The sequence below is a fragment of the Flavobacterium sp. genome (assembly GCF_028712645.1).
Lineage (GTDB): Bacteria > Bacteroidota > Bacteroidia > Flavobacteriales > Flavobacteriaceae > Flavobacterium.
This window is the reverse complement of record NZ_JAQTPQ010000076.1, coordinates 1-14597: the sequence shown is the minus strand read 5'-3', so window position 1 is coordinate 14597 and position 14597 is coordinate 1. Positions and strand designations below refer to the sequence as shown.

General features: G+C 32.7%; 15 protein-coding genes. 5 read left to right on the top strand and 10 right to left on the bottom strand.

Annotated features, from left to right (window positions below; genetic code table 11):
* Both PHC28_RS07650 and PHC28_RS07645 read right to left on the bottom strand, forming a co-directional pair.
* The coding region (locus PHC28_RS07650) for a thioredoxin domain-containing protein (RefSeq protein WP_300098145.1) at window positions 1-1401 on the bottom strand (1401 nt) is incomplete at its 3' end.
* Window positions 1402-1417: 16 nt separating this feature from the next.
* Complete coding sequence (locus PHC28_RS07645) at window positions 1418-2317, bottom strand: NifU family protein (protein ID WP_300098142.1); 900 nt, start codon at window positions 2315-2317, stop codon at window positions 1418-1420.
* Between the two features lie 164 nt (window positions 2318-2481).
* Here PHC28_RS07645 and PHC28_RS07640 point away from each other — a divergent pair, with 164 nt between their 5' ends.
* Complete coding sequence (locus tag PHC28_RS07640) at window positions 2482-3483, top strand: type IX secretion system membrane protein PorP/SprF (protein WP_300098139.1); 1002 nt, start codon at window positions 2482-2484, stop codon at window positions 3481-3483.
* 29 nt (window positions 3484-3512) lie between these two features.
* Complete coding sequence (locus PHC28_RS07635; protein ID WP_300098136.1) at window positions 3513-4031, top strand: gamma carbonic anhydrase family protein; 519 nt, start codon at window positions 3513-3515, stop codon at window positions 4029-4031.
* Window positions 4032-4041: 10 nt separating this feature from the next.
* Here PHC28_RS07635 and murI read toward each other — a convergent pair whose 3' ends face one another.
* The 8 genes from murI to PHC28_RS07595 form a co-directional block, all read right to left on the bottom strand.
* Window positions 4042-4818 carry a glutamate racemase gene (gene murI, locus PHC28_RS07630; protein WP_300098131.1) on the bottom strand — a complete coding sequence of 259 codons (777 nt, stop codon included), beginning with the start codon at window positions 4816-4818 and terminating at the stop codon, window positions 4042-4044.
* A 114-nt stretch (window positions 4819-4932) separates the two neighbouring features.
* Window positions 4933-5433 carry an OmpH family outer membrane protein gene (locus PHC28_RS07625; RefSeq protein ID WP_300098124.1) on the bottom strand — a complete coding sequence of 167 codons (501 nt, stop codon included), beginning with the start codon at window positions 5431-5433 and terminating at the stop codon, window positions 4933-4935.
* Between the two features lie 38 nt (window positions 5434-5471).
* On the bottom strand, window positions 5472-6899 hold the full coding sequence (locus PHC28_RS07620; RefSeq protein WP_367278006.1) for an OmpH family outer membrane protein: 1428 nt from the start codon (window positions 6897-6899) through the stop codon (window positions 5472-5474).
* A 34-nt stretch (window positions 6900-6933) separates the two neighbouring features.
* A complete protein-coding gene (gene bamA, locus PHC28_RS07615; protein WP_300098120.1) occupies window positions 6934-9660 on the bottom strand; it encodes an outer membrane protein assembly factor BamA in 2727 nt (908 codons plus the stop codon).
* Entirely contained in the window at window positions 9593-10333 is a 741-nt protein-coding gene (locus PHC28_RS07610) for an isoprenyl transferase (RefSeq protein ID WP_300098114.1), read from the bottom strand. Before PHC28_RS07610 ends, bamA begins: the two co-directional genes overlap by 68 nt.
* A 3-nt stretch (window positions 10334-10336) precedes the next feature.
* Window positions 10337-11017 carry a DUF6089 family protein gene (locus PHC28_RS07605; RefSeq protein WP_300098108.1) on the bottom strand — a complete coding sequence of 227 codons (681 nt, stop codon included), beginning with the start codon at window positions 11015-11017 and terminating at the stop codon, window positions 10337-10339.
* A 171-nt stretch (window positions 11018-11188) separates the two neighbouring features.
* Window positions 11189-12073, bottom strand: coding sequence for an NAD kinase (locus tag PHC28_RS07600; RefSeq protein WP_300098103.1), 885 nt, complete (start codon window positions 12071-12073; stop codon window positions 11189-11191).
* Between the two features lie 52 nt (window positions 12074-12125).
* Window positions 12126-12785, bottom strand: a complete 660-nt coding sequence (locus tag PHC28_RS07595; protein ID WP_300098091.1) for a CBS domain-containing protein — start codon at window positions 12783-12785, stop codon at window positions 12126-12128.
* A 113-nt stretch (window positions 12786-12898) separates the two neighbouring features.
* Here PHC28_RS07595 and PHC28_RS07590 point away from each other — a divergent pair, with 113 nt between their 5' ends.
* The 3 genes from PHC28_RS07590 to PHC28_RS07580 form a co-directional block, all read left to right on the top strand.
* Window positions 12899-13612, top strand: a complete 714-nt coding sequence (locus tag PHC28_RS07590; protein ID WP_300098071.1) for a pyridoxine 5'-phosphate synthase — start codon at window positions 12899-12901, stop codon at window positions 13610-13612.
* 44 nt (window positions 13613-13656) lie between these two features.
* Complete coding sequence (locus tag PHC28_RS07585) at window positions 13657-14418, top strand: alpha/beta fold hydrolase (RefSeq protein ID WP_300098061.1); 762 nt, start codon at window positions 13657-13659, stop codon at window positions 14416-14418.
* A gap of 26 nt (window positions 14419-14444) precedes the next feature.
* Window positions 14445-14597 (top strand): phage holin family protein (locus PHC28_RS07580; RefSeq protein ID WP_300098148.1); only part of this gene is annotated, 153 nt, incomplete at its 3' end.

The following is a 14597-nucleotide window of genomic DNA, read 5'->3' as shown; positions in this document are numbered from 1 at the left end:
TTTATAATTATGCAACAAACTCCCTTCGCTTGACCAAAGATTTTTGATGATGAAATCGGCATTTTGCAAAGCTAATTCTATATATTTTTTATCTTGCAAAGCTTTGTAAGCGTCTATAAATCCTTCTAGCATTATGGCGTTCCAAGAAGTCAAACATTTATCGTCCAATCTTGGTTTAGAACGTTTTTCTCTTTTGATGTAGAGTACACTTTCCCAGAATTTCTTCTTTTTCTCTAGTGTTATAAGTTCAATGCTGTTGTCTTTTGCGATTTTCTCTAAGCTTTGGTTTTGGATTAAGACATAATTTCCATCTTCCCATAATCCAAAAGTATTGATATTGAAAACCTGACTGAACAAATCGAAATCGTCTCCAATAATGGTCTTTAATTCAGGCATTTTCCAAACATAAAAAGCACCCTCTTCGAGATGATTTTCGGTGTTTAAACTATCAGCATCAAGAGCGCAATAAAATCCTCCTTCGGAATTCATTAATTCTCTTTCTACAAATGAAAGAGTTTTTTCAATGACCACTTTGTATTGATGATTTTGTGTTAATTTATAAGCATCGCTGTATAAAGAAACCAATTGCCCGTTGTCGTAAAGCATTTTTTCGAAATGGGGAACGTGCCATTTATTATCTACCGAATAACGCGAAAATCCGCCATCGATGGTGTCGAAAACACCTCCAAAAGCCATTCTTGTCAAAGTTAGATTTACAAATTCAAGTAATTCATTGTCTTTTTTTTGATGTGCAAAACGCATTAAAAAATGATAATTGTTGGGCATCATAAATTTTGGTGAACTTGCCATTCCGCCAAATTCCCAATCAAAACTATTCTTCCATTTTTCGACTAAACTTGTAATCTGGGATTGTCCCTCGACTGCGCTCGGGATGACATTTGGTTTTTCATTGGGTACAATTCGGATAGATTGAATTCCTTGATGCAACTTTTCAGCATAATCAATCATCTTTTCTGGATTAGACTGATAAAGTTCCTTCAATTGTTTGAGAGCATTAATCCATTGTTCCTTTCTGAAATAAGTTCCACCCCAAACTGGTCTTCCGTCAGGAAGTGTAATTATATTTAACGGCCAACCACCACGACCTGTCAAAATCTGAACCGCTTTCATATAAACGGCATCTACATCTGGACGTTCTTCCCGATCGACTTTGATAGAGATAAAGTTTGCATTCATAACATTAGCAACTTCCTTGTCCTCGAAACTTTCGTGTTCCATAACGTGACACCAATGACAAGCTGAATAACCAATGCTTACAATAATGAGTTTGTTTTTGTCCTTGGCTTCAGCCAAAGAGTTTGCATTCCAAGCTTTCCAATGTACAGGATTACTGGCGTGTTGCAATAAATACGGACTCGTTTCTTGTGAAAGTTGGTTCATTTAAAGATATTCTTAATTATGCATTTGCTGCTTCGACTTTGATACTTTCATCGTTAAGCATACTTTTTAGCATATTTTCAATGCCACTTTTCAATGTAAAAGTAGAGGATGGACAGCCGCTACAAGCACCTTGAAGGGTGACTTTTACCGTTTTAGTAGCTTCTTCATAAGATTCAAATGCAATATTTCCACCATCAGCTTGTACGGCTGGTTTTACATATTCTTCTAATATATTGATGATTTGTTGTGAAGTAACATCAAGATTGTCGAAGTCTTGGTTTTTTGCATTTTCTTTTTCAACATTGGCGATTACTAGACTTTCGTCAAGAACTGTTCCTCCGTTTTCGATAAATTGCTTAATGAATGTTCTTAATTCTAAAGTTATTTCTTGCCAATCGTTGATTTCATATTTGGTTACAGAAATGTAATTTTCGTCAATAAAAATTTCTTTTACATACGGAAATTTAAATAATTCTTTTGCTAATGGAGAAGCCGCTGTTTCATCGATATTTTTGAATTCTATAGCATTTTTGGTCAACATTCTACTTACTACAAATTTCAAAGCGGCAGGATTTGGAGTAGTTTCGCCATAAACAGTTATTGGTTGTTTCTTCTTTTGGTTGTCAGAAGGAGTAATTATTATTCCTCCATTAGTTACAAATGATTCAATTTGTTCCGCTACAGCATCTTTTACATCATCCCATTCTACAATACTGAATCTTTCGATTGCAATGAAATTTCCTGAGATATAAACGGTTTTTACAAAAGGCAAATAAAATAGTTGTTGTGCCAAAGGAGAACTCTTGGCTTCGTCGATGTTTTTGAATTCGAAACTTTCGTTTTGGGTAATAAAATTTTCAAATTCAAATTTTAAGATACTTGGGTTTTGCGTTTCTTTTATTGTTATTTTTGACATTATTCTTTTAATTTTTTACAAATTTAACGAAGTTATTTTCCACTAATAACTATATTTGATTTTTTAAAGAATAAATTAACTTTAAAGGTTACAGAAGTTAAATATTTTATTCTTTTTTGCGTTTTTTTAATTGGTGTTTAGTATTCACAAACAATACTTTTTGAATGTATCATAAAATCAAGGTTTTTATAGTTCTCTTCTTGGTGTCTCAATATTCTTTTTCACAAGAAGGTATTGCAGTTTATTCAGATTATTTATCGGATAATTATTATTTAATACACTCATCTATGGCGGGTGCTGCAAACTGTGCTAAAATTAGACTCACAGCTCGCAAACAGTGGTTTGACCAAGTTGATGCACCATCACTTCAAACCTTGAGTTTTAATGGTAGATTAGGTGAAAAATCTGGTGCTGGAATCATTCTCTTTAACGATAAAAACGGTTATCATTCTCAGAAAGGAGTGAAGTTAACTTATGCGCATCATATTATGTTTTCAAGAGACGAAATTGATTTGAATCAGTTATCTTTTGGAATTAGTACTACTTTTTTGCAAAGTCAGCTTGATGAGACTGAGTTTTTGCAATCTGGAGATTTTGACCCAATTATTAATGGAATGATTGTGCAAGATGCTTCTTATTTTAATATAGATTTTGGAGCTTCTTATAATTATTTGGATTTTTATGTACACGGAACGGTTCAAAATGCAATAGAATCTAAAAGAAAAATTTATACTGATTCTGAAAGTGCGAATTTGAGAAAATATTTATTGAGTGCAGGTTATGTTTTTGGAGATAAGGACAGAATTTTATGGGAACCTTCTATCTTGTTTCAGCTTGTTGATAAAACTAAAGAAAAATGGATTGACCTTAATATAAAAGCATATAAAACTCTTGATTTTGGAAAAGTTTGGGGTGCTTTGTCTTATCGTAGAAGTTTTGATGGTGCTGAATACCTTAATGGCAGCGGAGGAGTTTCTGTTCAGAAATTACAATATATAACTCCTATTATTGGTATAAATTTCGATAAATTTATGTTTGCTTATACCTATTCTCATCTTACAGGCGATGTGAATTTTGGTACAGGAGGTTTTCATCAAATTACTTTGGGAATTGATTTATTCTGCAAACGTGAAAAATATGAATGTAATTGTCCTGCGATTAATTAGTATTTAATTCATAAATATATTTTTATACAATGCTAATAAAATCTGTAAACGGAAAATCTCCTTCTATCCCTGATGATTGTTACATAGCCGAAAACGCAACTATTGTGGGCGATGTTACTTTTGGTCATTCTTGTAGTATCTGGTTTAATGCGGTGGTTAGAGGTGATGTGAATTTTATTACCATAGGAAACAAAGTAAACATTCAAGATGGCGCGATTATTCATTGTACTTACAAAAAGCATCCAACAATAATTGGTAATAATGTTTCTATTGGTCACAACGCAATGGTTCACGGTTGTGTAATTCACGATAATGTTTTAATAGGAATGGGTGCTATTGTTATGGATAATTGTATTGTTGAAAGTAACTCAATTATTGCTGCTGGAGCTGTGATTACTCAAAACACAGTCGTAGAATCTGGAAGTATTTATGCTGGAGTTCCTGCCAAAAAGGTAAAAGAAATTAATCAATCTGATTTTGCTGGCGAAATTGAACGCATTGCAAATAATTATGTGATGTATTCAGATTGGTACAAAACCGAAGAATAAATTCACTATCTCAGAAATCTTTTTGAATCACTGTATATTTATTTTCCAATATTTCCGAAAGCACTTTTGGGGCTGTATTTGTATAGAAAACAGGATTGCTTTTATCTTCAGTTGAAAATCCCACTTTTTCTTTTAAAACATTTTGGGTTTGTCTGGCAACAGCTTCACCAGAATCAATGATATGGATGTGAGCAGGGAGTATTTTTTTAATTTGCGGAATTAAATAAGGATAATGACTGCATCCCAACACAAGATAATCAATATTGGCTTCAATCATTGGAGTGAGATAGGAGTGAAGCAATTTTGTCATTTCAGGAGAATTGATTTCACCGTTTTCTATGAGTTGTACTAATCCGTGACCTACTTGTTCGATAATTTTTATGTCTTGGAATTTCTCGGCGGTTTTATGAAAGAGTTCACTGTTCAAAGTACCTTGAGTTGCTAGAATTCCTATGGTTTGTGTTTTCGAATTTGTCGCCGCTGGTTTGATTGCTGGTTCGATTCCAATAAATGGAACATTGTATTTTGCTCTTAATTCCTGTATAGCATTTGTTGTTGCAGTGTTGCAAGCCACGACAATTATTTTGCAATCCATTTTAAGCAAAAACTCTGTATTTTTTATGCTCAATGCGATAATCTCAGCTTTTGATTTTTGTCCGTAAGGAGCATTTTTGCTATCAGCAAGATAGATGGTTTTCTCGTTAGGGAGTAATTGGTGTATGGCCGCCCAGATGGAAGTTCCTCCAATTCCTGAATCAAAAATCCCGATAGGTCGATTGTCTTCCATAGAAACAAAGTTAAGTGCTTCGAATTAAATTTCCTATATATTTATTTCACAAAAAAAACTGCTCAATCCCAAACTTGGGAGAGCAGTTTTTATTTGTTTATTAAAAAGGGGTTTTTAGAAACCTAAATCTTTTTTTACGTCAGCAGTCAAATTTGGACCGTCAGCAAGTAATAAAGTTGAGCCATCAAGAACATATTGAAAACCTTTTGCTTTACCCACTTTTTGGATAGAAGCTCTTACTTTTTCGTAGATAGGTTTTGTAATGTCTTCTTGTTTTTGTTGTAATTCTTTTTGAGCATTTTGTCCAAAATCTTGAATTCTTTTTTGCATATCTTGAACTTCTTTTTGACGATCTGCATTTACAGCTTCGGTAACAGTTCCTGATTCTGCATCATATTTTTTTAATTTAGCTTGAAATTCTTCAGCCATTTTTTTGTAATCAGCATCATAAGTTGCACTTAGTTTTTCAAGCTGATTTTGGGCATCAATCATCGCTGGCATTTTTGTCATAATTTCATTAACATCAACATGAGCTGTTTTTGCTTGTGCATTAATAGTTTGGTTTGCTCCTAAAATAAATATTGCAGCAATTAGTAAAGTTTTGATTTGTTTCATCGTTTTTAAGTATTTGTATTAATTATTGGTTAAAATTTTTATTTCGTTATTTTTATTGTGTCTGTTTTTGTCTTTAAAGCTTCTCTATCTTCAAGTATTTTTTTTCTTTTTTCTTCAATAGCCTTTTTACGATCTTCTATCACTTTTTTGCGTTCCTCCAATGTTTTCGCTCTTGCATCAATTTGCTTTTGCTTGGCGTCTTCTACAGTTGTTTTTGAAGTTTCTTTAACTGGTTCAGAAACTGACTCTGGAGTTTTAACTTCCTCGGTAATCGTTTTCTCAGAAACCGTGCCAGTTTTTTTTGCTTCTCTTTCTTCTAATACTTGTTTTCTTTTTTCTTCTAGGGCTTTTTTATTTTCCTCAACTACCTTTTTGCGGTCTTCAAGGGTTTTTGCCCTTTCTTCTATTTGTTTTTGTTTCGCTTCATCCGCAGCTGTTGATACTGCTTCTTTTTCTGAAGTAGTTTTAGGCTCAGCAATTTTTGAGATAGAAGTAGCGGTGCTAGCTTTTTGAGCTTCTCTATCTTTTAAAATTTGTTGTCTTTTTTCTTCTGCTGCATTTTTGCGATCTTCAATTACTTTTTTGCGATCTTCCAAAGTTTTAGCTCTGGCATCAGCTTGTTTTTGTTTGGCATCAGCTGCGGCTGTTTTTGCATTTTCAGCATCGTTAACAGATGTGGTAGTTGCTTTAGGAGTTTCTGTTGTTGTTCCGGTTTTTGATGCGCCTCTATTGGCTAGAATTTGATTTCTTTTTTCTTCGGCGGCTCTTTTTCTTTCTTCCATTAATGATTTTCTATCGGCAATAGATTTATCACGAGCTTCTTTTTTTGCATCTAATGCTTTTTGTCTATCTGCCAAAACTGGATTTTCATTCTCAGCATCTTCTTTATTTTCTTTTGCTTCTTCTTCTTTAAGTTGTTTTTTTGTTAGCTGTTCTCTTTTATCAGCTCGTGTTATAACTCGCAAAACTTGGTCACTAACATCAAATCTTTTGGCTGCGAAAAGCATTGTCAAATCTGAAGTTTTATCGAAAATAAAATCATATTTTTTTGCTTCAGCTATATCCTGAATGGCTGTAAATACTTGATCTTGTATTGGTTTTGTTAATACAGATTTTTGTATCATTAAATCTCCATTAGGGCCAAATCTTTTTTGTTGATATTCCAACATTTCATCTTCAAGAAACTTAATTTCAGTTTCTCTCTCATCAATTAGTCCTTTAGTCAATAATGCTTTTTCAGCTTTTAAAGCGTCCTTTAATTTATTTATTTCAACTTTTTTAGTTTCAATTTCTTGTTTCCATTTTTGAGCCTTTTGCTCTAATTGATTTTGGGCATCAGTATAATCGGGTACATTTTGTAAAATGTATTCCATATCAATATAACCAATTTTTGTTCCTCTAGTTTGAGCTTGAATTGTATTTGATACAATCAGGATCATAAATAAAAATAGAAATTGTTTTCTCATAATGTTACTTTATTTGAAAAATTTATATCATTTTTTAAAATTGTTGTCCAATAATAAAATGGGTTTCCCATCCATTTGCTTTTCCTTCTGGGGTTAAGCTGTCAAAACCATGTCCGAAATCAATTCCTAGTAATCCAAAAGCTGGCATAAACACACGCAAACCGAAACCTGCAGAACGTTTTAGGTCGAAAGGATTATAGTTTTTAAATGTACTAAATGACGAACCCGCTTCTAAAAACGTTAAAGCATATATAGATGCCGATGATTTAAGGGTTATTGGGTAACGCATTTCTAACGAATATTTATTGTAAATCGTTCCACCAGTTGCATCGGTTAATGAACCATTTGGATATCCTCTCAACGCTACTGTTTCTCTACCATCCATTGAATAGTTTGCCATCCCGTCGCCTCCAAGATAGAAGCGCTCAAAAGGAACAATACCTCTACTTTGATTATAGGCTCCCAGAAAACCAAATTCTGCTAAAGATCTAAACACTAATTTACCATAAACTTTGGTGTACCAATCAGCTTTGAACTTTATTTTATAATATTCTAGCCAATTGTATTTCTTTTGGTCCACTTTTGCAGGATCTGCGGCCGCATCTACATAAGAAGTTACACTATTTGGAGTAGGATTTGTTGTGCTTGGAACTGCTTCAACATAATCTCCTTCATTTACCATTATCCCATTAGTGCCTATATAAGAAGTGCCAGTGTATTTGTATTTATAAGCCTCTTGATCTCCCAATGTAGAATAATTAATTCCATTGAATAATGAGTATGGAAGTGTAAATTTCCCTGAAATACTAAACTCTGATCCATAAGTTGGGAATATCGGATTGAAACCTTTGTTGCTTCTTGATAATCCAACTGTATAAGCTAAGTTTCTGGAAGCTCCGTTACCAAATGTAAACAAACCAGTATTGTAATTATGTAAGTCATAATGTTGGTAACTAACAGATTGGGACAGTACAAAATAATCATCAGGAACAGAAAGTCTTTTGGCCAAACCTACAGAGATGGTCATTATATTAAAACTTTTTGTTTTGTCAACTTTATAAGTTTGATAATTATTTAAAAATTGTTTAGTGTAAGATAATGAGGTACTAAATTGAACAGGTTTTTTCTTGCCAAACCATGGTTCAGAGAAGGATAAGCTATATGTTTGGAAATAGGTACTTCCTTGTAAGCGTAAGGAAACTTTCTGACCGTCACCCATAGGGAGAGGTTTGTAAGCCTTTTTATTTAATAAATTTTTAGCTGAAAAATTATTAAATGATAACCCTAAAGTACCAATAAAACCACCGCCACCATAACCTCCTTGAAGTTCAATCTGGCTGGCTCCTTTTTCGGTTAAAGGGTATTCAATATCAACAGTTCCAGCTGCCGCATCCACGTTTTTAAATTTAGGCTCAATGCTTTCTGGATCAAAAAATCCCAACTGCCCAATTTCACGAATGGTTCTTATCAATAATTCTTTATTGTATTTTTCACCTGGTTTTGTTCTTAATTCTCTATAAATTACATGGTCGTTTGTCTTGTCATTTCCAGTTACAGTAATTTTGTTAAAATAAGCAATGGGACCTTCGTTAATTCTTATTTCAAAATCAATCGTGTCGTTGGCTGTTTTTACTTCGACTGCATTTATATTGGAAAATAAATAACCGTTGTTTTGGTAAAGATTAGTAATATCTTCGCTATCTGGTTTTGATTTATCGGCAATTCTTTTCTCAAGAAGAACACCGTTGTAAGTTTCTCCTTTTTTGATACCTAACATACTGCTAAGTGCTTGATCAGAATAGACAGTGTTTCCTAAGAATTTGATATTTCCAAAATAGTATTTGTTTCCTTCTTCAACGTTTATTTTGACTGCTAATGAATTTTTATTTTTATTGTATGTAACTGAATCCGAAAGTATCCTAGCGTCTCTGTATCCTTTTTCTTTGTAGGCAGCAATTACTTTTTCTAAATCAGTTTTGTATTTTTCTTTGATGAATTTAGAAGCTTTGAAGACACGAGTTAGTTTCTTTTGTTTGGTGTCTTTCATTGCACCTCGCAAGGTTTTGTCAGAGAGTTTTGTGTTACCTACAAAATCAATTTCTTGAATCTTCACTTTATCGCCTTTGTCAATCTTCACAACCATATTTACTATATTTACTGAAGAAGTATCTTTTACAGTATTTATAGTAACTTTTGTATTAAAGTAACCGTCTTTTTTATATTTATTTTCAATGTAGTTTTTTGTTGTTGTAATTAAATTTTCATTTACAACTTTACTTTTGGTTAAACCATTGTCTTTGATCAAGCCTTCAATTTTGCTTTTTTTGATGCCAACAAATTTCACTTCATTCAACTTGGGTAACTCTTCAACATGTAAATCAATATAGATGCTGTCGTTTTGAATTTTATTGACATAAAATGAAATTTCATCGAACAAACCCAGTTTTCCTAGTTTTTTTATGGCATTGCTTATTTCTTCACCAGGAACGGTAATTTCTTGTCCTTTTTCGAGTCCAGCAAAGGTCACTACGGTTTGAGCATTAAAACTTATTTTACCTACAACGGCAACATCTGCCAGAATGTATTTTTTTCCTTGGTCAAAAGAAACTCTTTCTTGAGCCTTAATTTGTGAAAAACTTCCAAAAATCAATAGGGAAAGGGCTATTTTTATGCTTTTATGTAACACTAAAAAATTATTTAATTTGTTCACTTGTTTTTCCAAATCTACGTTCTCTTTTTTGATAACTAATGATAGCCTCATATAAATCTTGTTCTTTAAAGTCTGGCCATAATATATTAGTAAAATATAACTCTGCGTAGGCAATTTGCCATAACAAAAAATTACTTATCCTATGTTCTCCACTTGTTCGTATTAATAAATCTACCTCAGGTAAATTTTGCGTGTAAAGATGCTCATTTATAATTGAATCGTCAATAGTGTCTATTGAAATTATATTATTTTTAACTTTATCACTTATGTTTTTAACCGCATTTACTATTTCTTCTCTCGAACCATAACTCAATGCTAAGGTTAACGTCATTCGAGTATTGTCCTTAGTTTTGTCGATTACATCCAATAATTCTCTTTGCGCTGATTTTGGCAATTTTTCTAAATTGCCAATGGCGTTTAATTTAATGTTGTTGTTTATTAGTGTTTTAAGTTCTTTCTTTAATGATCTAATTAATATTTTCATCAAAGCTTCGACTTCTAGTTTTGGTCTGTTCCAGTTTTCGGTAGAAAAGGCATACAGAGTAAGAAACTCAATTCCTAATTTAGCACACGATTCTATGTTTTCTTTAACAGATTTAGTTCCACTTTCATGTCCTAAAGCACGTAACAGTCCTTTTTGCTTTGCCCAACGACCATTGCCATCCATGATAATGGCTAAATGTTTAGGTAAATTTGTTGGGTCTATTTTATCTTTTAAATTCATTTTTTATTCTGCACAATAACAAGGCGTGTTTCCAAAAGTATAAGTTAGGGTAAGTCCGGAAAAAACATACCAATCATTATTATTTATATTTCCAAATTGCAACATTTTCAAATTTTCATTTTTCGGATTACTTCCATCCAAATTGTCTGTAAACGTATATCTTGCTCCAACCTCCAAAGCCAATATTAAATGAGGTGTAATATTCGATTTTACGCCTAAATTTATCGGAATCGCTAATGAATTGGAGTTTTTGTCTTTTTGTGTTTCCCCTGATAAAACATACAATTCACTATAATTAAAAAAACTTAATCCAGAATAAACATAGGGAGAAACTTTCCTTTTTATATCATGTAGATTAAAGTCGAAAAAATTAAATTCAAGGCCTAAAGATACTTCTTTTATGCTGTTTTCAAAACGATATCCTCTTTGATTTCTGCCCGGCTCTTTTGAATCCAAATCGTTTGCCACAATTTTTGATTGTGTGTATGAAAAACGGTAAGAATGTCTCGGACTTTTATTCCATTTGTATAGAATTCCAAATGCAGGTTCGTTAGGCGAAATATAGGTTGTTGAACCAACATCACCAATATAATTGCTTCCTCCTAAAAAGAAGCCAACCTCATGAATTTGAGCATTCATTGAACAAAATAAAAACAAGAAAATTAGACTGAAAAATTTATACATTTAATTAAAATTGCGTGCAAATATAATAATTATCAAAGGGAATCAATACGCATTCATTTAAATGTGTTTTTTATTGAATAATTGTCACAAAAAAACAACACGAATTGTTGATTCGAAAACACTCAAACGGAAAAAATTAGGGTATTCGTATGATGAAATGTCGAAAACAATTTAATTTCTTCGGTCTTCTCCCCAATATAATTTAGAACGAAGGGTTTTTAAGAAGGTTTCTCCAGGGATTTCCACCATATTTATTTGAAAAGGAGTTTTTTTGATGACCAATATTGTTTCGTTTTTTACTGAAATAACCCTTGAATCCATTGAAACTAAGTAATGTTCTTCTCTACCAGAAACTTTTAGTCGAATTTCGGTTTCGTCTGGAATTACAAGTGGTCGGGCATTTAAATTGTGTGGAGCAATGGGTGTTACGACCAAGCTATTTACTTCAGGAGTCAATATTGGTCCGCCACAACTCATCGAATAGCCTGTTGAACCCGTAGGTGTTGCTATAATTAATCCATCAGCCCAATACGAATTTAAGTATTCGTTGTTCAGGTAGGTTTCTACCGTTATCATTGAAGTAGTGTCTTTCCTACTTACGGTAATTTCATTCATTGCAAAATTAATGTCCTGAATCAAAACATTTTCAGGTATGCACGATAAATTCAATAGTGATCTTTTAGAAATAGTATATTTCTTTTCGATTATGAGTTGCATAAATTCAGCAATATTCTCTTTTTGAACTGTGGCTAAAAAACCTAATCTTCCAGCATTTATTCCTAGAATGGGAATTCCAGAATCTCGAACTAATGTTGATGCCTTTAAAATGGTTCCGTCTCCACCAATGCTGATAAGCATATCAAAACTAGTATTTAAATCTGTATGTGATGTAAATGTTTTGAATTCTTTTCCAATGACATTTTTTTCTTGTAAGATGTTCGAAAAATTAGATTCGATAATCATTTCAACCTTATTCTTGTTAAAAAACTCAAAAATGTCTTTAACAATTGGCTCTGTGTTATTTTGATAATATTGACCGTATATGGCTACTTTCATTTTTTCTACTTTCTTTTTTGGAGAGTGCCGTTAGCTTCCGATGAGTATGAGGCTATATGTTAAGATATTTGTCCAAATAATCCGAGCGTTCTTTTAATGTATTGATATAATTATCTTCTAAATGTTCTGATATAATTTCATAATTATATCTTCTAAAAGATTGAATAATTTCATTTATCGGTCCCATACCTAATTTAAGTGTGACTTCAATGTTTTCTACATCAGTAGCCGAGATGAATAAACCAAGAAGTTTGCCGTCATTGCTTTCAACAATTTGACAAATTTGACTTATTGAATAATCTATTACTCTTTTTTTGACAATAATAACTCTTCCAGTTTCTTGTAAAAAAGGGGTTTCGTGAAAGAAATTTATAATATCAGACATTTCATAATAGCCAACATATTTGTTGGTTTCATCTAAAACTGGAACTAAATTAGTATGGTTTTTTGCGAAAATTTCTAAAACATCTAGCCAAATCATATTGGTTCTGGCAAAAAATTTCTCGAAAGAATATTTATAATCGATTATTTTTTTATCTGTAGAAAAAGTTTCAACATCATCAGACGCAATACTACCAATATAAATCTCCTCCTCAATCACAGGGAAATGTGAAAAAGTTAATTCGTCAAAAAAGTCTTGAACAACCGCAATAGTTTCTTGGCTGTTAATCGCTTTAAAATCATTGGTAATATAGTCTGTGATATCTGTCATAAAATAATCCAAAATATTTGACGCAAAATAATCAAAATTATGCAATAATGGCTAGTTTTACTTCGTATTTTTGCAACTCAAGGTTCTAAAATTATTCTTATTAAATTAATTCAATGACAAAGTTAAGCGTAAATATCAACAAAATTGCCACTTTGCGAAACGCTCGTGGTGGAAATGTTCCCGATTTATTAAAAGTAGCTACTGATATTCAAAAATTTGGAGCGCAAGGAATTACTATTCATCCACGACCAGATGAGCGTCACATTCGATACCAGGATGCTCGTGATTTGAAATCGATAGTTTACACCGAATACAATATCGAAGGCAATCCCGAGAAAAGTTTTATCGATCTGGTTCTCGAAATAAAACCAACTCAAGTTACTTTAGTTCCTGACGCCGTTGATGCCATAACATCAAATGCAGGATGGAATACAACAAGACACAAGAGTTTTTTAACAGAAATTGTTCAGGAATTTCAACGCAACGGCATTCGAACTTCCATCTTTGTTGATCCAGTTCTCGAAATGATTGAAGGTGCGAAAATCATTGGGACCGATAGAATTGAATTATATACCGAAGCCTTTGCTCACGAATACAGCATTGGGAACAAAAACGGTATTGATCCCTATGTGAAATCAGCCATTTTAGCCAATGAACTAGGTTTGGGAATCAATGCAGGACACGATTTGAGTTTGGATAATATTCAATTTTTTCAACAAAATATACCTGAATTATTAGAAGTTTCTATTGGTCACGCACTCATTTCCGAAGCTATTTATCTTGGATTGGATAATGTGGTCAATATGTATTTGCAAAAACTGAAATAAAATTAACCTTATATGTCTTATATGGTGAAAAAATCTAAAATTAAATGTTGTATTCAAAAATAGAAGGTTCAGGCAAACCACTCTTAATCCTACACGGATTTTTAGGAATGTCAGACAATTGGAAAACAATGGGAACACAATTTGCGGCCAATGGTTGCGAGGTTCATCTGTTGGATTTGCGTAATCACGGACGAAGTTTTCATTCTGAGGAATTCAGTTATGCAATAATGGTTCAGGATGTTTATGATTATTGCCAAGCTAATAATCTGGAAAAAATCAACATTCTTGGACATTCGATGGGAGGAAAAACAGCGATGCTTTTCGCGACAACTTATCCAGAAATGGTCGAAAAATTAATAGTTGCCGACATTGGACCGAAATTCTATCCGCAACATCATCAAACTATTTTGGCAGGTTTGAATGCAGTAGATTTCTCGAAAAAACCAAGTAGAAATGAAGTCGAAGAAATTCTTTCGCAATATATAACTGATTTTGGGACTAGACAATTCCTGATGAAAAGCTTGTATTGGCATGAGCCGGGACAATTAGCTTTTAGATTTAATCTTTCAGTTTTCAATCAAAAAATGGAGGAAATAGGGAAGCCGTTTCCTGAGAATGCCATTTTTAATAAACCAACACTTTTTATTCGTGGTGGAAATTCTAATTATGTTTTGGATGAAGATTTTCAAAACATCCAGCAGCATTTTCCAGATTCCAGAATAGAAACCATTCCTAACGCAGGTCATTGGCTTCACGCTGAAAACCCGAAATTGTTTTATGAAATAACGAGTTCTTTTTTAAAATAATTATTTTACTTTTGAAATAAAAATTTATGAAACTAATTATCAGGATTCTAATTACTTCGGGTTTGGTTTTGCTAATTTCCCATTTTATGACAAGTGTTTATGTAGCCAATTTTGAAACGGCCTTAATTGTTGCTGTTGTATTGGGATTGCTTAATATTTTTATCAAACCAATATTGGTA